Origin of the sequence: Rhizobium sp. NPDC092011 (assembly GCF_044756305.1) — a bacterium.
Classification (GTDB): Bacteria; Pseudomonadota; Alphaproteobacteria; order Rhizobiales; family Rhizobiaceae; genus Rhizobium.
Genome location: NZ_JBIVSO010000033.1, coordinates 1 through 20,224 on the forward strand (window position 1 = coordinate 1; position 20,224 = coordinate 20,224).

A 20,224-nucleotide genomic window follows, 5' to 3' on the forward strand; every position below is an offset into this window, starting at 1 on the left:
CCAATTTTGCAATCGATTTCGTTCATCCCGATCAGGCAACTCCCACTAAAGCCATCCAGTTCGGAAACTTTGAGAAGCGCGAGGATGCCCCGGGGCCATGCCTGATTAGCTCGTGTCGTGCTATGCTCTAAATAGACGTTGCAGTGAAATATCACTATCCGCGACCACCGCCCCATTTGCGGCCGATGCTCAGGGGGACAGTCTGTTACGTCTTTCATTTGAGCGCTATTGAGCGCCTGTTTCGCATTGTCCAATGTTCGCTCTGCGCGCATTGCAGGCCGGGATGCGAAGTCGGCAACATAACCTCGCCGGACCTGTGCGGCACGTCGTTGCTGTATTCCGGACAATCCAATTAGTGGCAGGATGCTAGCGAGGATCGCAAGGAATGCCCCAATAGCAATAGCAGATCTTCTTCTCACCCAGCCCCGCTACATCGGCACAGCCTCGGCGAGCGCGTCGCTGCCAAGACACTCTAAAGTTCTGGCTATCAATTAGCGTCCAGCAGTGGGACTGTCTATCACTTGCGCTGAAGTTGCGCATCCTGCTCACTCAAAATATCGAGGGGCGGGCCGCCAGACGGCAGAGAACTTCGGGCCTTCTCAAGACCACGGATTTTATTGCAACAGAGCCCCATTTCATAACATCGATGCGATTCTCAATAGATTTCCCCATTCAGAGAGGCAGGTGCCGATCAAGCGGCGCCATCATGGCTCACCGAACCTGGGAAGCCTTGCAGGTATCGTCGCACTGGCCCGAGCAGTTGCCAGTGACGATACCCTCTTGCACAGAACGTTCGGCTTCTGTGCTTTCTCGGCGGAGGAATGGGATCTCGGAGACTCGATCCGTTGGCTTGACTCCCTTTCGCAGCGCGACCTCGACAATATCGTCCTCAATATCAATCTGGACGCCATCGCCGGGGACCATGTGCTTACGGCGCTCACATCCGATTTCGAGACACTTCCCGCTTTCCTCATCGAAGCGGCCAATTATGCCGATCGGGATCTACAGATCTTCGAGCCGACGAAAAACAATTCTGATCATGTCAATTTCGCTGAACGAGGAATTCCCGCATTCCGCTTGCTCGCGGGCTTTGAACGACCCTCATCGGCGTTGCGATTTTTGCTAACCGGCAAGGATAGGCGTGATCTCGTGACAGGGAAGGAGCTGAACGATGCCGTTGCGGTTGCCGGTGCGGTGCTGTTTCGGGCTACCAACGGCTCGCGCGAAGAACTGGCGAAGCTAAGAGCTCGCCGGTGCGGCGATTGAAACGCGAAACATGCCACCCGGCAACGTCTAGGCGCGGCCGGGTGTATCCAATAGCGTGGACAGCAAAGCGCCTTTTGTTTGCAACGTATAAGGCAGGAACGCGAGCTCCGCGGACATTGAATTGTCTTGTGGTTGCGGACGCTATCACGGCCTAGATCGGCGTCCCCTCGCCCCCGCGCCCGCTGAAATCTGCTGGGTTTCCGGACCCAGACGATCCCCAGCTATGCCGTTCCAACCGCGTTTGCGAACGTCGAGGATCGGGCCTAAATTGGTCGGGGAAGCTGGATTGCGCGATATCCAGCTTCCCGGGCATCATCCGTCGATTGCTCCAGTCAAATCAGATCAGGATCTCGCCATTGCGGGCGACCACGCGACCGCCAGAAAGCACGAGCCGTCGCGGCGGGCAGCGCACCAATGCGTCGGGAACATTCTCTGCGTCCAGGAGCACGATATCGGCACGCGCGCCCACGACCAGATCGTGCACACTACGTCCGACAAAGTGTGCGCCGCCACGCGTCGCCAAGTCTACCGCTGCAATCAGCTTGTCGTCGTGGCGGAGCCCATGCAGCCTGGCGAACTGGAACGCGATGCGCAACAGATCACCATCTCCGAAGGGAGACCACAGATCGCGGATGCCATCCGTACCGAGTCCCAGCGGCACGGAGTGCTTCTGCATCCCTTGCCATGGAAGCGGCGCGGTCCCTCCCATCGCAACGGTCGTCCACGAGACACCTGCCTCGGCTAGCCCTTCGACAATCTCGGCCTGAACGGCTTGCGGCAGCGTGCCGAGGACAAAGCCATGCGAGATGTTCACGCGCCCCTGCAGCCCAGCGTCGATCGTGCGCCGCATGACCTGACGGAATTCATAAACGCCGAGCGAACCAAAGTCGTGTAAGTGCAGGTCAAGCCCGACACCGCGGGTCACGGCAATATCGAAGAGCTCATCCAGCTGTCCCTCGACGTCGCGGTCAATCGTGCCCGGATCGAGAGCACCAATATAGTCCACACCAGCTTGTGCCGCCTCATCGAGGAGCTTCAACACGCCGGGTCGGCGCAACACACCGTCCTGCGGGAAAGCAACGGTTTTCACCTGAATGGCGTCACCGACTTCCTTCAGCGCGGCCTTGACGCATTCCAGGCCTCGCAGCCCGATATCGAGATCGATATCGATATGCGTACGTGTCGCTGTCGTCCCGTGCCGGAGAAACTCGCGCAATACGGCAGCCGTGGAGGAAGCACTCGGGATGTTGTATTTGCTGCGCTGGGCGCGCTCGTTGGCGATCCAGCCCTCTACGGTCGGATGGTCGGAATAGGTGTAGGAGACCCAAGGCTGGCCCCACCAGCTCTTGTCGACATGTGAATGGGTGTTGATGAAGCCGGGCAAAGCAAGAAGACCGCCGCCGTCGACATCCCCGGCAGCAGCCGCTGCGGCGGCAGGGCGGATGTCTGTAATGTACCCGTCCTTAATGGCAATATCCACGGGGTCGACACCCCACGGACGCACGTTGGTTAGCCTGAAGTGCTGGTCAGTCATCAATAGACTCCTTGTCTGTCGGTCGTTGGGACGATCGGCGTTTGGAACGAAGTTAATTTGTTTGCGGGTTCAGCGAACGTGGCGCAGGAAGCTCGCGGTGCGTTCGTGGGCCGGATTGTCGAGCACATCGCGTGCCGGCCCGTCCTCGACCACACGTCCCTGGTCCATGAACACGACCCGGTCGGCCACGTCGCGCGCAAAGCCGATCTCATGCGTCACGACGAGCATGGTCATGCCCTCATCGGCGACTTTCCGCATCGTCGCGAGAACCTCGCCCACGAGCTCGGGGTCCAATGCGCTGGTGGGCTCATCGAACATCATGAGTCGTGGCTCCATCGCAAGAGCCCGGGCGATGGCGACACGCTGTTGCTGACCGCCGGAAAGCTGGCTCGGGTAAGCCTCGGCGCGCTCCGAGATCCCGACAAGTGCCAGCATGCCGCGCGCCTTGTCGATGCTCTCCCGGCGCGGCCTTTTCAGGATTTTCACCGGACCATAGATGACATTCTCCAACGCCGTCATATGGCCGAACAAGTTGAAATGCTGAAACACCATCCCGATGCGTTGCCGAGCCTTTGCGACAGCCTGCTCGTCCTGCTCATAAAGGACGCCACCGCGAAGCTCGTAGCCGATGCGCTTGCCCTCGACCTCGATGACGCCACCGTCGACCGGGTCGAGGTGATTGATGCAGCGCAGCAGTGTGCTCTTGCCTGATCCGGAAGGACCAAGCACGCACACGATTTCACCAGTACGTACCGTGATGTCGACGCCCCGCAGAACATGGTTGTCGCCGAGCCATTTGTTTACGCCCTCGATTTTGAGCATCGTATTCGTTGTCGCCGCGCCTATCATGCCGCGCCTCCATTGGCCGCAATGCGGGGCTGCTCCGCTTGCTGGCGGTGTGCCGTCTTGCGCGTTTGTTGCGCTCTAACCTGAGAGGCATTGAAGCGTTTCTCCAGGAAATGCTGTCCGATGCCGGCGACAGTGACGAGCACCAGGTACCAAAGCACTGCAACGATCAGCAGCGGCAGGATCTTGAAATTCTGGCCGTAGATGAGCTGAACTCTGGTGAGAAGATCGCTACCGCCGATGACCGAGACGAGCGAGCTCGCCTTCAGCATGCCAATGAACTGATTGCCGGTCGGCGGGATGATCACCCTAATGCTCTGTGGCAGAACGATCCGCCGCAAAGCCTGACCCCGTGTCAGCCCCATGCTCATGGCTGCATCGGTCTGGCCGGCGGGAACTGACATGAGGCCTGCGCGGATGATCTCGGCCATATAGCCAGACTCGGCCAGGGAAAGAGCGATGAGGCCGGCCGTGAAGCCGGAGATGAGCTTGTTGGTGTCGTATCCAAAGATCGTCGGGAAAAGGATGGCGAGATTATACCAGAGCAGCACCTGCACCAGCATGGGCACGCCGCGGAAAAACCAGACGTATACGCGCCCGAGAACGCTTGCTACCTTGTTCTGGCTCTGGATCATCAGGGCAACGGCGAAGGCCAGCACGATAGAGCAAAGCATCGCGATCACCGATAGCTGGATCGTCACGCCGATCCCGCCCAGGACCACCGGGTGGAAGATATATTGAGCGGTGACGCCCCATTCTATCCGAGGGTTGTTCGCCTGCGTTATGACGAACATCGACAGCAACGCCACAAAGGCGAGCGCAGTGACGATCTGACTATAACTTGTCCGTCGTTTCGCGCGGATCGGCGCCTCGTGTTTTGCTGGCTCCTCGCCTGGCCGCCGCACGTAATGAGCGGCGGCCAGCTGGGGCCGGCGGGGATCGATCCCATCGCCGTGTGAGTCGGTCATTGGAGTCAGTCCTTCGCCAGGTTGACGCCGTAGGCATCGAGCTTGATGACTTGGACATCCCACTTAGCGAGAATCTGGTCATAGGTACCGTCTTCGTGGATTGCCTTCAGCGCGGCAACAAAGGCATCGCGAAGAGCCGGTTCATCCTTGCTGAACGTCATCCCCAGATACACCTTCGGTTCAAAATCGATCGGTGTGGAATCGAGCACATCTCCGACCTGACGCTGGAGGACAGACATCGCCAGGTCCGGCCATATCATTGCGTCGGTGCGACCGGAGGTGAGAGCGAGAATCTTGTCGCCGCCCGTCGGGTATAAGACCAGCTTCGTGGCCTCCTTGCCTTTGGCGGTACAGGCTGCAACCATCTGATCGACCAATCGCTGCGCGTCGCTACCCTTTACGTCGCCAACAGTTATGCCGCAGCCTCCATCCGGTGCGCCAGTTATTCCCTTTGGATTCCCCTTGGCGACCATGAAGACCGAACCGGCCAGCTGATAGTCGATGAAGTCAACCTGCGCCTGGCGCGACTTGCGGTCCGTCATGCCCGCTATGGCGGCATCGAACTTCTTGCTCTGCATGCCGATCAGGATCTGGTCGAATGGTACTTTCTCCCATTGAACCGGCAGGCCGAGCTTCGCCGCCATCGCCTCCATGAGATCGACATTGTATCCCTTTATGCCAGTCTCGCCGATCGGCGTGAAATTGGCCGGCTCGAAATCGGGCTGGGTGGCTACAGTGAGCATGCCCTTCTTTTGAAATGCGTCCGGCACCAGCTTGGCAAGCGGAGCGGCGCTGTTGAATCCAACATTAGCTGCCTCGCCGGTACTTGCTGCGGAAGCTGCTTCCGTCCTGTGCGCGCCAGCGCCAAACAGGGTCAATCCTGCCAGCACAGTACCAACTGCCATATAAATCCGACGCTTGCCGGGATATTGCGATGACATCTTCTTCCTCCTCCTGAAGTGTCGCGGTCCGGCGCAGTGCGACCGAACCGTATGTTCATTGACAGTGAGACACTGGTTTTGCTCCCACCGCGATATGTCGTGGAGCCAGCCAGAGCGACGATCACCTATCGTCTATCGCGACCGCTCGCTTGTCGGCACCTCCACGTATCGCCCCACTCCCGCAGGCCAGCACCCCGACTGTCGCTCGATCATAATCATCGATAATTGACCAGATCGTATATGATAAATAGCAGTATCCTAAACGGTGCGCAACAATTATATATATTCGCATGAATCATATATGATCTGGAGAGTGATATGGATGCGAAGAGTGGATTGAACGGCAAGGAAGCCGCGTCAACATCGAAGATGGAGGAAGCCTTCGCCCGCCTCAGGCGTGATATCCTCGACGCCCATCTTGCGCCCGAGCTGCCGCTGACCATTCCATCGCTGCGCGAGCGTTATGGCCTTGGAATGACGCCGCTTCGCGAGGCATTGTCTCGGCTTGAAGCAGAGCGACTCGTAACATTCTCGCACAACCGCGGTTATCGCGTTGCCAGCGTCTCACATGCCGAACTGCTCGACTTGCAGAAGGCGCGCGCGACGGTGGAGACCGATCTGTTGCGGGAGGCCATTCGACTTGGCGATGATAGCTGGGAGCAGCAGTTGGTCGCCGCTCATTATGGTTTCGCACAGGCAGAACCCCTACGCGCGAACCTATCGGAAAAGGAACTTGCGCGATGGGAAGAACGGCATGACACGTTTCATCATGCGCTCTTGAATGGAAGTCCGTCGATCTGGCTAAAGCGCTTCCTCGTTCAGATCTACGTTCAGTTGCATCGCCATCAGCGGAATCTCTTTTTCTCTCCAAGCCTCGCCGGGAGAGGCCCTAAGCACCTCGACGAACAACAATATTCCGCACTGCTCGAGAAGGCTTCAGACTTGGCGCACCACACAGCCCTGATGGAAGCCGCTCTTGCTCGTGATGAGAATAAGGCAATTGCCCTTCTTGTCGAGGACATTGGCCTGACCGTGAGCACCTATGAGACGGTCCAGCAGGAGATTGGGTGAACGCGGCTGAGTGCAACGCCGCGCCATGCAACACACAGCTCCCGATGCCGCCTGAGCGTTCATTGCTGATAGCGCTGAACGTCGCGTCGGCAATTCATGATATATATATCAAAGTCGATTTTTTCTTTGATTATATATTAAATAGCCGAACCCAGAAAATTATATATTTTGTTTGACGACCGATCGGCGGAAGCTATGATCTGTCAGCGATCACGCCTTTGAGGAGGGGCGCGGCGCCATTCGCATCAGGGAGGAAATCGAGACCATGAACACAATTCCCGATCTTGCAGCCATCGAAGCGATGGACATTGCCGATCCGCTGCGTGCTTTTCGGGCGCGCTTCATCCTACCGGAAGGAGTGACTTATCTCGACGGAAACTCGCTGGGCGCTGCAGCGCCCGCAGTCTTTTCCGAGCTGAGGAAGGCCGCAGAGGACGAGTGGGCACAGGGCCTTATTCGGAGCTGGAACACCGCCGGTTGGTATGATTTGCCAATCGAGCTCGGCGACCGTATCGGTCGCCTGATTGGCGCTGCGCCAGGTCAGACTGTGGTAACCGACACCACATCGATCAACATCTACAAAGCGCTGCGTGCAGCGATTGCCATGCGCCCCGGCCGGAGCGTGGTCGTCGCGGAAGGCTCAAGTTTCCCGACTGATCTCTATATGGCGGAAGGCGCTATTTCATCGATCCCAGGCGCGAAATTGCGTCTTGAAGGCATTGACGCACCATCGATTGAAGACCTCATCGACACGGACGTGGCGGTCGTTCTCGTCAACCATGTCAACTACAAGTCCGGCGAATTGCGCGACATGGCCGCACTGACGAAAAAGGCCCAGGATGCCGGCGCGCTCGTGGTTTGGGATCTCTGTCATTCGGCGGGCGCGCTGCCGGTATCTCTTGATAAAGCGAACGCCGATTTCGCCGTCGGCTGCACTTACAAATATCTGAACGGCGGCCCAGGTTCTCCCGCTTTCGTCTATGCGGCGGCGCGGCATTACGACGCCATAAACCAGCCATTGAGCGGCTGGTTTGGCCATGCCCGACCTTTTGCTTTCGAGCACAGCTACGCGCCTGGTCAGGGCATCCGCCGCTTCTTGTGCGGCACACAGTCGGCATTGGCTTTGCGGGCATTGAGCGGCGCCCTGAGCATATGGGACGATGTCGATATGCACGCAGTGCGCACAAAAAGCGTTCTCCTGACGGAACTGTTCATTCAGTTGGTGGAAGAAAAATGCGGCCGGTACGGGGTCGCTTTGGAGGGGCCGCGGGATCCAGCGCGACGTGGTAGCCAAGTATCCTTCACCCACGCGCATTCCTACGAAATCATGCAGGCGCTGATCGAGCGCGGCGTCATCGGTGACTTTCGTGCCCCCGCAACCATGCGCTTCGGGTTCACCCCACTTTATGTTGGCTTCGAAGACGTACTAAGGGCGGCTGAAATACTTGAAGATGTCCTGCGAGCCGAAGCTTGGCGAGCCCCACGCTTTGGCCTTCGCACAGCCGTGACCTGAAGCGCAACCACTCACGCGCGGCGACACCGCGCGAAGTGGACTGTTTAGCTCTTGAACCAAGCTCGAACCGCCAACCCTGCTTTTACAAGCGCTATCAGCCTGAAATTCCTCAATGGCGGAAATCCGCATTGCCGCTTGGAATGACCGACTTGGCATGGATTTAAGGCTGTCCGATTCCGAGGACCAGCCATCGGATAGCTGCCGGTCGCCGGTTTCGACCGGTTGTCTCCCGATCGATCTGGAGCTGCAGCGCGAGACGTAAGCGTTAAGTAACGCGCGGGCTTATAGGCTCGGCAAAGTAGTGGCCATGGAAGTGGAGGTACCATGATGTCAACCCCATGGCGACCCGACATGACTAGGAAAGAAACCTGCTCCAAGTGGCGTAAGCCGCGCGGCTACCAGCATAGAAGGATCGGCGGCGCAGCACGTCATGACACCGCTCGACGATACTCAAGAGAATTCAGGGTCTGATGGAAAATACGTTGTTGTCGATTAGCGCCCTGTCGTTGAAAGACGCCAGCAACCCTTTCAGTTCGGGCTCTGGAACCTGCAATGCCGCCTCGACCGGCGGCAGCCAGATTAGTACGCGTTGGCCGATCTCAGGAAACTTGTTGCAGGCCTCCTTGACCTCCAAGGCATATACTTCGACTACAGCTGGTATTGTTCTGCTGTCGGCCAGTCGCTTCAAATAGGTATAGTAGCCACAGGGCTTCTTTTTCGCCTTGCCTTTGATTCCAGCCTCTTCCCAGGCTTCGCGCTCGGCCACCGCATGGGGTTTCAGCCCCTTGATTGGCCAACCTTTGGGTATCGTCCACCGACGGGTCTCACGTGTGGTGATCAAAAGAACCTCGATTTGACCGATTGCGGTGCCGCGGAAGCAGAGCGCGCCCACCTGGGCAGCAGAATGAGCGTCCGGAACTGCCTTCGTGTGGACGGCAAAATGTGCGAAATGAGGCTTTTGATCGGCCATCGGACCTCCAAATATCGCGCACCACTATATTAGCAGATCTGATTCGGACCAAGGTACTTATGCCAGGGAGACTGCGTGCAATGTCGGCATATGCACTCGGCCGCGAGCTAGCCAATGCATTCGCCTCAATGGTCGCACGTGGCAGTTGTCAGAAGCTACGCAGTAATCACACCAAATCCGCAGAGCGCGTGAAGTTGTTACGAAATTCCATGCCGGCCGATCCGCATCCGGCATCTCTGGCCGTCAAGATCGGCAGTCAGTATGCGGCCTTAGACCAAGCGCTTATCGCCTTCAGCAAGTTCGGTAAGCGAAGGTGAACGCGGCAATGCTGTCGCTCAGCGCTATGTACTTGAAGGAAATACCGGAGGTAGCCCGAATTCATCGGGATACCGTAGCACCCGCACACCAAAGACGCTGGAACGCAACAACGTTTCGAACACGATATTGAATTATATCGTGTGTTAGGAGGATGGTTTGATGGTAGAGACGATCATCGAAACGAAGACCGATTTAGAGCTGTTTGCCAAGCGCTTGTCGCGTGCAGGGCAACCGAAGCGTCCATCGCAGCACTCACCAACCGCAGACGAGCTCGCCGATCTTAAAACAACGCTCCAAACGCGCCTGGACTCTGGTCCCATGGATCTCAGGCTACTCGCTTTGGAATGGAAATACGACATCGCGCTCTTGCTCGATCACATGCGCCACTGGATGTATACGGTTGACCGCGATTTCGATCGGGATGCATAACGGCATGAATATCCGGAATCATGCGCTTGTGATTTCCTGGATTGCAACCGCGTGGTTCTGCAAACATGCCGGTATTGCCGACAGAATCGGCACACGGGCGCTTGCGATTTTTCTGGAACCTTTCCCTCCAAACGTCATCCAAAGCTGTGGTTCGAATATACTATCGAGCCACAACGAAACTCAAAACGGGGTGAGCCATCAAACAAACCAACACCGTGCTGCCTCGTGGTCAAGATCAACAACCTCCTGCAGCTAGTCGACTTCAATCTCAAGATTTATGCCAAAATCACGGAGTAAAGCCGCGGACGACGCCTTTTACTTTCGAGGCATGTATCCCATTCCGGATCGAATGGCAGAACGCCAACACTCTTCTTTCCCCAACGGCTCCTTCACGATGTCAGCAATCATTAAGGCGGCTTGATGCATCGCGCGCTTCGAAAATTATGACAGATTGCCTCGCGTCCATGTCCGCTTCGGCACTCCGATCATATCGACCGTTCCGCGAGATGCCACAAGGATCTGGCGAACGGCGTTTCGGCATGGGTCGGGCACGACAACGGACACGCCGGTCTTTAGTAACATGACCGATCGGACGGCATCGGGCCCCAGGGCCTCCAACCCGAAATCGCTGGTGACATTCCGGCTTGAACCATTCGACGCAGGAACCGTGCTGACCCTAACCCATGAGCACCTGCCTGACGAAGAAGCCCGCACAAGTCACGAGGACGGCTGGAACGGCCTTCTCTACAAACTTCCCGTCTTCCTTGGAGTTGATCGATGACCGACCTGATACTGACAACATACGACTGGGTGCCCGAACTGCCGCGCGGTCTCGTGTGCGACCTGCGGGTGAAATGGGTGTTGGAAGAGGCTGGGTTGCCCTATCGGGTGGAAAGCACGCCGTTTCGAGATCGTGGCCCTGACCATTTCGCCGCACAACTCTTCGGCCAGATCCCCTGGCTGATCGCCGGAGACCTTACTATTTTCGAAAGCGGCCCGATCCTTTGTACCTCGCCGGTGATGACTTCGACACGCGGATGGTCAGACATAAGTCCATCTTCGAGCCTCTGCGTGGGCCTACCTGCTTATACTGATTGTCCAGTCGGAAGCAGGAGCAGTTCGAGACAATGTTCGGCTGATCTTAAGAACCTTCCATCCTCCACATTGATGCGCACGCTTAAGGACGGTTTTGGCAATCTTCCAGGATAAACCATAAACTTGTGCGAGCTTTGTCGACAGGGTTGATGTATTTCCATGTGTATCCTTTGACATGAAAACGAATAGATGGCGCGTTTTTGATGGATAAACATGAGGAAACTATGCGTTAAGGAAAATTAGACTGAATTAACAACGATTGGTGGCGAACCGTAGTATACTTAAGCATGCTCGTCACCTCTAACGGAGCGTTTGTGTGCACCACCGATCGCTTTCGCTCGGCAATATCGAAGGAGAATACTTGGTATGGAGTCTATTTCGCGATTTGTGTTTTTGATTAGAGCCGGGAAGCGGGAGGCGGCCTTGGAGCTCGCCGAGCGACTGGAAGCGGCCGTGCCACCAATGATAGGAGATGCGAAAGTAGGTAAAAGCGCCAGCGCTTTGGCTTTCGAAGATGGCCAGAATGTTGCGAAGAGAGCGAGGAACGGCAACTATTGGAAAATTGGGAAATTGTATCCCCCTGAGGCTGATTGAGCTCAATCAAAGTCGAATGTCGTCAACACCGGGATGTGAGCCATCTCTGAGTATGGTTATCTGGCCAGGCTTTGGTCAACGGGTTGGCGTTTCTCCTCCTTTCTGTGCCACGGCGGTCGAGCTGGCTTTGAAGCGGTGGCTGTCGTTTCCAGTTTCCAAGATATGGGGGCTCCGTGGGCATTTCTGCATTAACACCCGCCAAGGGAATGTCACATAAACGCGCACAGACATGTGGTACCGTGGGTGAATGTTGGCGCACACCTGATTTTCAGGCAGTAAGAGCAATGCGATTTTGCGGGCCGGTTAGTAGGATCGTTGCTTGATACCCCATCGGCCATCATCAAACGTAACAATCCATAAGTTTTGGTGGCTGCTCGCGACCGCGCCATCGTCGCGATTGCGGGTGTATTCAACGACCAAATGAACCTTGCGTGGGCTGACTAGAACAGGGTTCTTGCATTGGTATCTAGTTTCAACCCAGCCGGTGTCGTGGTGAAGATCATCGAAGAACGACGCGGGAAGATTGCCTGGCTCTGTCCAGATTATGAGCTTCTCACCCGACAGGATGACATGGGGAAAGTGCAAATGCGCGTCCATTCCGTCAAGGTCGCGCATGTTGAAGCTATCAGTAAATGCTTCGACGCAAAAAACAGCATCCGCAATCATCGCTGCGTCGTCATCAATGTTGGGGGCGGGCTGGAAGAGGGAATCATCATTTTCCATGCTAACTCATATCACCGTTCCGATCCTCCACAACAGCAGCTTTGTGCTGTCGAAAGACAGATGATTTCCATATAGCGAGATCGCTGCATGCGGTTTGTGGCGATGACGACGCTGGTGCGCTCCTAGAGCTTGCTCTGCAAGTGGAAGAGCAGCCCTCCCCTGCAGAGCTGAGCGGAAGATATCCGAGTTCATCACGTATCAGCAGATCGAGGGCGGACCAGCGCCTCGGCGATCTGGCCTGCCTTGACGACAATGGCGCTTGACGCGGACGTCACAAGGACAGCGGGCTTTCGTCGAGCAACTTGCGAATGGGCCGGATCGCCGTTCCCAGCGGCAGAAGCCGGACGGCAAGGTCGCGGAGGACCGCAAGAAGGCTATTTTTGCGAAACATCAACTTTGCAAGTTGGCGAGAATTGTCTTGCGCCGCTTCGACGCGGGGCCGTTGCGCGTGTTCGTAGGTGCGCAACGCCTCGGCCACGCCGTCGCGGGATACATCGCGCAGGCAGTGCGCAAGGATGGTCGCCGATTCCATCGCCATTCCCGCGCCGATGCCGGCGGTCGGCAGGAAGCCGGCGGCGGCGTCGCCGACCAGTGCGGTGCGGCCGACCGTCCAGTGTTCAGCGCGACAGTCAGTCAGTTTCCAGAAATAGAGGTCGTTGCTGGTTTCGATGCGAGTCAACGCGCCCTCGAACCATGGGTCGGATGCGCGCAACTGAGCTCGGATATGTTTCACAAAAGTCGCGGAGCCTGCGCTCATGTCGGCGCGGTTACCGCCGACAAACACGCCTGCTTGATCTTTGACGGGATAGATGCCGACGAAGAAGCCATCGCCCCAGATTTCATCACCACGGTTAGCGTGCTCGGCGTCGGTGTCCATCCAGGCGACCCAGCCGGCCCAATCCGTGTCGAAGGTCGCTACCTGGTGCGGCCCGAGCAGCTTTGCGCGCCCGTCGGAATGCAGTCCATCCGCGAAAATGACGGCGTCAAATACCCCTTCAACATCACCGGCCTCGCTGTGGACAGTCGCCTCAACCATGTCCGCCGTCTGCAGCATCGCTTTTAGCGTAGCGCCACGGCAGATCGGCGCTCGTTGTCCGGACAGCACCTCCATCAGACTTCCGCGCATGATGCCGAGATATTCGCCATCGACGTTGAGGAGTGTGTCAATCTCGTATTCGCGCAGCAACTGCCCGTGGCGGCCATGCACGCGATAATGGTGGAAGGGTACGCTTTGGGAAACGTAGTCGTCCCACGCGCCGATCTCTCGGATCGCCTGATTGGCGAACGGCATCAGCGCCAGCATGTAGCCAGGTTCGGTGCTTGACGACGAGCGCTCGATCAAGAGCGGATTAAGCCCACTCCGTCGCAGCAATTGCGCCAGGGTCAGCCCCGCGACCCCAGCACCGACGACAAGCACACGTAGCCGATCGGCGCGCTGAGCTGCTAGTTGATCCTCAATTGACGTCTCTATGAACATGCGATACCTCATTGTGGACCACAGAGTCCACAATGAGGTATAAGACATTTGGACCGAGCAGTCCAGTTTCTTAAGCTGACCCGATGAACAAGCGAATCCCCGGTGTGATGGCGCCTGAGCGCTACAGGCGATTGTTGGCGAGGGCGGCGCGCGAATTCGCTGCTTGCGGTTTCGAGCGCGCGTCGCTCAATGCAATCATTCGTGACTGCAGCATGAGCAAGAGTTCCTTCTACCACTATTTCGGATCCAAGGAGGCGCTTTTCGACCGCGTCATTGAGGGCGCTTCGGCAGCACTCGCCGCCGATTTGAAGGCGCCCGCGCCCGAGACGCTGGCTGGACCGGATTTCTGGGACCTCATCGCAGGATTTTTGGCGCAGGCGCTTGCTGCGTCGGCAAGACAGGACTGGTATACAGATTTTGGCAAGATGTTCTATCTGCCGGACCTGTCCGCCGAGCGAGGGGCAGCGTTGCAGCGCGTGCTGGCGGGCGTCACGGACTGGGTCGATCGCGTGCTCGCCGTTGGTCGCGACTGCGGCGCAGTGCGCCACGACTTACCGGCATCGCTCCAGGGCGAACTTGTATTCGCCGTCCTGCAGGCGATGGACCGCTGGTCGCTGCGACACATGCGCGATTCCCACAGAGATGGCATTGCCGACCTTGCGCAGCGTCAACTCGATCTGCTGCGGCGTCTGCTGGCGACCGAGGCTGACATCCGCACTGGCTGAATGCGAAGCCATGGACTTCCATCGCATGGCGATGTTCTACGACAAACTGACGGGAACTTCTTTGCCGGTATCTTCCTCGTTGCTGCAATAACTTGGTGGCTTATTTGGGTCCGGACCACTAGTCTACGATCCGCTTGCCTTTCTGGGAAGAAGGACAAGCCATGAAAATTGCCCCTTCGTTCGTCAAAATCGACAAGGCCGTCCACTATCCGACCGATGCGCTCGAAGCGTGGGACGAAAGGAACGGAGTTCAGTGTCGTGTTTCACAGCGACGCAACGAACATGTCGATGATCACTTGTATTGATCACGATCGTGCATAGGAGAAGTACCCCATTCGCCGACATCATTCAGCCGGGACGTGGCAAAAATCGGAGCGATTTCACCGCGTTATGAAACTATTTCGAATGATCCGCAACGTTTATGGCCTCATCCGTTGTCACTTATTTCTGCACCCTCACCGTCAATGCGATATCTTGCAAGCGGCCCGACCACTATTATGTCAACTGCAGAAAAGACGCTTCATGACAGCCAATCTGCATGGCGCCCGAATTCATAGACGAATGAGATCTTCGGACCTGGTGAGACTGACCGACTTCGATTTCCATCCGGGCAAGTTCGCATGATGGGAAAACTGAATATCCCGGCGCTGTTCGCGAGCCAACCGCTCTTTTCGGATTGTACCAGTTCGACGGTTCACCTTCGGTAGCAGGCGGTCGCTGATGCTCCGCGTAATATTGCCGAAATCAGACTAGCATAGAGGCATCACAACGTAGCTTTGGCGACTAAGTACCGCCGGTGCCTATGCAATCGACCAATTTGAGAGCCAAACTGAGGTGACCTCCTTTTTAATTGCCGACTCTCATTCTTCGGCACTCTGCTTTCCGAGTTTGTTATGTTGGTCTATACTTATTTACTGCACGCGAATAGATCAATCGTTCGGCAGGGGGGTATCATGCAGCGGCTAAAACGTCTTGCGCAGGGAACGCTGTCAAAACAAAAATTGGCCGCGCTACAGAGGATATTCGATGCGGCGACAACACAAAAGTGGTTCGACAACTCCGAATATAGCCAGGAGGGCTTCGCGGTTGTCTTGATTGGCTTGTCTGCATTCGGATTGGCCGGGTCAAAATTGGAGCTAGTTGCCTGGCTTTGGGCTTTCAATGAATTTTCCCATGATATGTCCAACGCCCAGCGCGCCAAGCTCAAGGCGCATTATTGTCCAGATCTAAGAATTGCAGTTTGATTGATATCAAGCTTGTATCGCTATTCCCGCGGAGGGCGTGCCCCTACCCCCGCGTTCGCCCGCTTGCCAACGCGCGGCCGTCGCTGGAGCAGGGTCAGATTCGGAAACTCGCGATTTGCCGCTGGATTGTCCCTGGCGATTACGTGCTATACGTTGAGCCTTTAGGTACAGTCAAAACCTACCTGGCTGTGAGCTTCGTCCGAGAGATCATCAAGATGGATTTGCCCCGCGCAATTCGGTTGGCGATTCTTCGGCTGGCGTCCGCGACGCTCATCTCATCCAAATTCAGGTTTGTTTGCCGATAGAACACCTTAAATCCGATAGCAGCCCGTCCTTGAGCCCGTATACCCACCCATGGACGAACACTTCTCGACCTTCCTTCCAAGCGGTCTGCAGGGTCGGCGTCCGTGCAAGGCGCTCTACTTGCGCGATGACAGACGCCGGCGGCGATCGACCGTGCCATTGCCGTCGAGGTCCCAATCCGTGGTGCTCTGCAGACCATTCGCCGTGGTCGTCGTCGTCGATCCATCCGCCTTGACGCCGGCAGACTTGTAATCGACGACGCTCTGGACCGTCACGCCAGAATCGGCGGTCACCGTCTGCTGGTGCTGGTCGACGACGCCATTGCCATTGTTATCGCGGTCGATCGTCACCGTGCGCTTGTCGGCGCTGGTCAGCGTGGTGGTCTTGTCGATGAGCTTGCCGGCAGCATCGGTCGTCGTGACGGTCTCGCGCTTGGCGCCGTCGGCGAGGATCTCGACGAGATCGCTGACCGTCTGCGTCGCAAAGCCAGTGCGCTGTTCGCTGGTCGAGACCACCTGGCCACTGGCATTCGTCGTCGTGGTAAGCTTCGAGATCAGCGAACCGTCGGCCTTGGTGCTGGTCACGGTACGGGTGCGGGTGCCGTCCGCATTGACGACAGTGACGTCCGTCGATGTCTGCGCATAGGTGCCGGCCCCCGTCATGTCCGACTGCGAGGTGATCGACAGGCCGTTGGCCGATGTCACCGTCAGATAGCGGCTGGTCAGTGTCGTGCCGGTAAAGTAGCTGGCGGTCTGCGTCCGCGAGCCGTCGGCATTGAGCACCGTCACAGCGCTGCGGCTCTTGGTGAGGGCGCCGGAACCGGTCTGGTCCCATTTGGTGGTCACCGTCAGCCCGTCTGCGGACGTATCGGTCTGGGTAACGGCACTCAGCGCCAGCGTGCCGCCGCCATTGAGCGTATAGACCTTCTCCGTCGTCGATTTGCCGCCGTTCGTATTGAGCACCGTCTGATCGCTCACATACTTGTCGGTCACACCATTGCCGTCGACATCGTAGCTCACGCCATGGCCAAGGCCGTCAGCATTCGTCGTGATCGCCTTGCTCCGCAAGACAGTCCCTGCCGCGCTCCAGTCGGAAAGTTCCTGGGTAACGCTGCCATTGGCATTCCTTGTGGTCACAGACTTCTGGTCAACCGTGCCATTGCCGTCGATGTCATAGGTCACCGTCACGGTCTTGCCGTCGCCGCTGGTCGTGGTCGTCGTCTTGTTGGCGATCGCACCGCTATTGGTCACCACCTCCACCGTCGAACCATCGGCATTCAGCGTCGTAACGTCGCTGCCCGAGCGCAGCGTCGCGCCGGCTCCATCCGTCCAGCTGGTCTGCTTCGACAGGCCGTTGCCGCTCGTCGTCGTCGCCGTCTTCGAGACGAGCGCGCTTCCGGCCCCGAACCGTGAGACCGTCTCGGTCTTGCTGCCATCGGCATTCAGCACCGTGACGTCAGTGATAACCTGCTCGTAGATGCCGTCACCATCCAGATCCGAGCTCGTGGTTACCGACAGGCCATTGGCCGAGGTCGTCGTGACGGCACGGCTGGTGAGTGTCGTCGTGCCGGCCTTGTAGGTCTCGACCGTCTTCGTCGTCTGGCCGGTGGCGTCGATGACCGTCGTGGTCTTCACGTCCAGCGTGCCGTCGCCATCGAGATCCACCTGGCTCGTCACGGTCTTGCCGTCGGCGGTCGCGGTATTCGTCGCCTTCGACAGAAGCGCACCGCCCGCTGTCGAGACGGCGTCGATCACCGAGGTCGAGCCATCGGCATTCAGCGTCTTCGACACGGCTTCCGTCCGGTCGATCGTGCCGTTGCCGTCATAGTCATAAGAGGACGTCGTCACCAGGCCGTTGGCGCTGACCGTCACCTTCGTCTGGTCCGTCAGCGAGGTGCCGGCATAATCCGATGTCGTCGTCGTCTTCGAGCCGTCATTGTTGAGCACGGTCGCCTTCAACGTCGAAGCATCAACGATGCCGTCGCCGTTGACATCCTTCTGGACTGTAACGGTCAGGCCGTTGCCCGAGGTGGTCGTCGTCACCTTGTCGAGCAGGACGCCCGTATTGCTCCTGTCGGTTACCGTCTGTGTCCGGCTGCCGTCGGCGTTAAGGACTGTCTGATCGACCGTCGCCACATCGACCACGCCATCGCCATTGGCATCCGTGGTCGTGGTCGTCGTCAGCTTGTCGGCGCTGACCGTCGCCACGGTCCTGTTATGGAGCACACCGTCAGCACTGGTCTGCGTCGCCGTGGTCGTCTGGCTGCCGTCGGCTGCAACGACCTGGATCGAGGTCGTGTCGATATGACCGTCACCGTCGAGATCCTTCGTCACCGACGACGTCTTGCGGTCGGCGCTGACCGTCGTCACCGTCTGGCTCAGAAGCGAGCCATTGCCGCTTCTCGTCGTGACCGTTTCCGTCCGCGCGCCGGCATTCAGAACGATCGCGTCCGTGACCGTCTTGTCGAAGACGCCGTCGCCGTTGAGATCAGACTGCACCGTCTGCGTCAGGCTGTCGGCCGAGGTCGTCGTCACCGTCTGGCCGATCAAGGTGGCGTTACCGCTCTTCCTGGTTACGGTCTCGACACGGGCGCCGTTGGCTCCCGCTGTGATCACATCCGTCAAAATGGTATCGAACGCGCCGTCGCCATTGAGATCGGTGCTCAGGGTCTTCGATAGACCATCGGCGCTGGTGGTGGTGATGGCCTTGGAGACCAGGGTCCCGTTCGGATTGAAGGTACTGTCGCTCTGCGATGTCGAACCGTCGCCGCCAACTGTGATGGTCGTCACGGTATCGGCGCCGCCGTCACCATTGGCGTCGACGACAATGTTCTTGCTCTTGCCGTCGGCACCGGTCGTCGACAAGCCGTTCGCTGCAGCAACCGTCGTCACCTTCCCGCGCGGCGGGCCGTTGCCGTTGGTCGTCGTCACCACGGTTGTCACGTCGCCGTTGGCCGCGATCGTGCGTTGCGTCTGCTCTATCTCGTCCGGCGTACCATTGCCGTCGAGATCACTGCTGATCGTCCTGCTCCGACCGTCAGCGCTGGTCACTGTAATCTCGCGCGACAGCAACGTACCGTTGGCACTGGTCGCATCGACCGTCCGCGTCCGTGAGCCATCGGAAGCGATCACCGTCGTCTCCGTCGTGACGGCCTCGTACACGCCGTCACCATTCGCATCCGTCCTGGTCGTCTTGGTCAGGCCGTCAGCGCTCGACTGGACGAGCTTCTGCTGCACCAGCGCGCCTGACGTGCTGAACTCCCTGGTCGTCGTGACGCTCGAACCGTCTGCATTGGTCGTAAACGTCTGGATCTGATCGTCCCTGCCGTCGCCATCCCGGTCGACGGAGGTCGTGATCGTCTTCAGATCAGCGCTATTCACCGTGGTGGTCCGCTCGACCAGCGAGCCGTCAGCGTTGAAGTTGGAGATGATGCGCGTGCGCTCACCGGAAGCCGCCACGGTCGTCACATCCGTTTGCGAACGATCATCCGTGCCGTTGCCGTCATCATCGAACTTCGTCTGGACGGTCTTGTCATCGGCGCTCGTTGTCACCAGCCTCCGGAAGGCCAGGGTGCCGTCGGCATTATAGCCAAGGATGGTCCGCGTCTTCGACTGATCGGCATTGACGACAGCCGTGTCCTTGATGATGTGGCTATCCGTCTCGTTGGACAGGACCGCATCCCCGACAATGCCTGTCGTGCCATCCGACCTCGTGAAGGTTGTCGTGCCGGTAATGGCCGAACCATCACTGAAGGTCTGGCCGCTTCCCTGGGCAGTCAGATCGATCGAGGCAATCCCGAGCGAGGAGAGCGACACCATCTGGCCATCGACCATGACCTTGAACTTCGACCATTGCGCATCGCCGGCGTCGAGCTTGCCGTTGCCATTCGTATCGAAGACGTTGCGCAACGCTTCCAGGTCGCCGTTGGCCGACGGATCCCACTCGGTAAAGGCGAACTCCTTCGAGCTGCTGATCTTGCCATTGTCATCGGCGTCGAACACCAGCACGCCGTCGCCCTTGCCGGCCCAGGCCGTGCGGCGCATGTAACCGCTATTGTCGAGGTCGAGGAACATGTTCGACGAGGCCAGCGTGTCGACCGACACGCCATTGCCATCCAGGTCCAGTAGCACAGGCTTGCCCTTGCCGCTGGAACTGCCGCCAAAGGCGTCCCGCGCGAAAGCCTGACCGATCCCGACTACAGCCTTGC

General features: G+C 58.0%; 16 protein-coding genes and 2 pseudogenes. 8 read left to right on the plus strand and 10 right to left on the minus strand.

Translation table 11 applies throughout. The features are described 5' to 3' along the window. Nucleotides 1-419 (minus strand): CSS-motif domain-containing protein (locus ACIQJ2_RS37665; protein ID WP_400678096.1); only part of this gene is annotated, 419 nt, incomplete at its 3' end. A gap of 85 nt (nt 420-504) precedes the next feature. Here ACIQJ2_RS37665 and ACIQJ2_RS37670 point away from each other — a divergent pair. Next, nucleotides 505-1,266, plus strand: a complete 762-nt coding sequence (locus ACIQJ2_RS37670; protein WP_400678097.1) for a M28 family peptidase — start codon at nt 505-507, stop codon at nt 1,264-1,266. 337 nt (nt 1,267-1,603) lie between these two features. On the opposite strand, the gene ACIQJ2_RS37675 is transcribed toward ACIQJ2_RS37670, so the two are convergent. From ACIQJ2_RS37675 to ACIQJ2_RS37690, 4 genes are all read right to left on the minus strand, one after another. After that, nucleotides 1,604-2,800: an amidohydrolase family protein gene (locus ACIQJ2_RS37675; protein WP_400678099.1), complete on the minus strand. Its 1,197-nt coding sequence runs from the start codon at nt 2,798-2,800 to the stop codon at nt 1,604-1,606. A 69-nt stretch (nt 2,801-2,869) separates the two neighbouring features. Continuing rightward, nucleotides 2,870-3,649 (minus strand): amino acid ABC transporter ATP-binding protein, encoded by a 780-nt coding sequence (locus tag ACIQJ2_RS37680; RefSeq protein ID WP_400678100.1) that lies wholly within the window; start codon nt 3,647-3,649, stop codon nt 2,870-2,872. Next, nucleotides 3,646-4,614: an amino acid ABC transporter permease gene (locus tag ACIQJ2_RS37685; protein WP_400678102.1), complete on the minus strand. Its 969-nt coding sequence runs from the start codon at nt 4,612-4,614 to the stop codon at nt 3,646-3,648. Before ACIQJ2_RS37685 ends, ACIQJ2_RS37680 begins: the two co-directional genes overlap by 4 nt. Nucleotides 4,615-4,619: 5 nt before the next feature. Further along, nucleotides 4,620-5,555 carry an ABC transporter substrate-binding protein gene (locus ACIQJ2_RS37690; protein WP_400678103.1) on the minus strand — a complete coding sequence of 312 codons (936 nt, stop codon included), beginning with the start codon at nt 5,553-5,555 and terminating at the stop codon, nt 4,620-4,622. Between the two features lie 318 nt (nt 5,556-5,873). On the opposite strand from ACIQJ2_RS37690, the gene ACIQJ2_RS37695 reads away from it, so the two are divergent. Both ACIQJ2_RS37695 and kynU read left to right on the plus strand, forming a co-directional pair. Further along, the gene (locus tag ACIQJ2_RS37695) at nt 5,874-6,626 is read left to right on the plus strand and encodes a GntR family transcriptional regulator (RefSeq protein ID WP_400678104.1); all 753 of its coding nucleotides are present in this window, start codon (nt 5,874-5,876) and stop codon (nt 6,624-6,626) included. A gap of 265 nt (nt 6,627-6,891) precedes the next feature. Further along, nucleotides 6,892-8,139, plus strand: a complete 1,248-nt coding sequence (gene kynU, locus ACIQJ2_RS37700; RefSeq protein ID WP_400678106.1) for a kynureninase — start codon at nt 6,892-6,894, stop codon at nt 8,137-8,139. 460 nt (nt 8,140-8,599) lie between these two features. Here the strand turns inward: kynU and ACIQJ2_RS37705 are convergent, their stop codons facing one another. Further along, nucleotides 8,600-9,109 (minus strand): NUDIX hydrolase, encoded by a 510-nt coding sequence (locus tag ACIQJ2_RS37705; protein WP_400678107.1) that lies wholly within the window; start codon nt 9,107-9,109, stop codon nt 8,600-8,602. 477 nt (nt 9,110-9,586) lie between these two features. Here ACIQJ2_RS37705 and ACIQJ2_RS37710 point away from each other — a divergent pair, with 477 nt between their 5' ends. The 3 genes and pseudogenes from ACIQJ2_RS37710 to ACIQJ2_RS37720 all read left to right on the plus strand — a co-directional run. Beyond that, nucleotides 9,587-9,856 carry a hypothetical protein gene (locus tag ACIQJ2_RS37710; protein ID WP_400678109.1) on the plus strand — a complete coding sequence of 90 codons (270 nt, stop codon included), beginning with the start codon at nt 9,587-9,589 and terminating at the stop codon, nt 9,854-9,856. Between the two features lie 580 nt (nt 9,857-10,436). Further along, nucleotides 10,437-10,637, plus strand: a complete 201-nt coding sequence (locus tag ACIQJ2_RS37715; RefSeq protein ID WP_400678111.1) for an SRPBCC domain-containing protein — start codon at nt 10,437-10,439, stop codon at nt 10,635-10,637. After that, nucleotides 10,634-10,861 (plus strand): annotated as a pseudogene (locus ACIQJ2_RS37720) (glutathione S-transferase family protein); the annotation flags it as partial. The gene ACIQJ2_RS37715 and the pseudogene ACIQJ2_RS37720, both read left to right, overlap by 4 nt. A gap of 987 nt (nt 10,862-11,848) precedes the next feature. On the opposite strand, the gene ACIQJ2_RS37725 reads toward ACIQJ2_RS37720, so the two are convergent. After that, entirely contained in the window at nt 11,849-12,268 is a 420-nt protein-coding gene (locus ACIQJ2_RS37725; protein ID WP_400678112.1) for a hypothetical protein, read from the minus strand. 271 nt (nt 12,269-12,539) lie between these two features. Beyond that, on the minus strand, nt 12,540-13,745 hold the full coding sequence (locus ACIQJ2_RS37730) for an FAD-dependent oxidoreductase (RefSeq protein ID WP_400678114.1): 1,206 nt from the start codon (nt 13,743-13,745) through the stop codon (nt 12,540-12,542). An 83-nt stretch (nt 13,746-13,828) separates the two neighbouring features. Between ACIQJ2_RS37730 and ACIQJ2_RS37735 the strand changes: the two genes are divergently transcribed. Continuing rightward, a complete protein-coding gene (locus tag ACIQJ2_RS37735; RefSeq protein ID WP_400678116.1) occupies nt 13,829-14,470 on the plus strand; it encodes a TetR/AcrR family transcriptional regulator in 642 nt (213 codons plus the stop codon). Nucleotides 14,471-15,423: 953 nt separating this feature from the next. After that, complete coding sequence (locus tag ACIQJ2_RS37740; protein WP_400678118.1) at nt 15,424-15,714, plus strand: hypothetical protein; 291 nt, start codon at nt 15,424-15,426, stop codon at nt 15,712-15,714. Between the two features lie 285 nt (nt 15,715-15,999). On the opposite strand, the gene ACIQJ2_RS37745 is transcribed toward ACIQJ2_RS37740, so the two are convergent. Both ACIQJ2_RS37745 and ACIQJ2_RS37750 read right to left on the minus strand, forming a co-directional pair. Continuing rightward, the gene (locus ACIQJ2_RS37745; protein WP_400678120.1) at nt 16,000-16,194 is read right to left on the minus strand and encodes a carbonic anhydrase; all 195 of its coding nucleotides are present in this window, start codon (nt 16,192-16,194) and stop codon (nt 16,000-16,002) included. Beyond that, a pseudogene (locus ACIQJ2_RS37750) lies at nt 16,134-20,224 on the minus strand (adhesin); the annotation flags it as partial. The gene ACIQJ2_RS37745 and the pseudogene ACIQJ2_RS37750, both read right to left, overlap by 61 nt.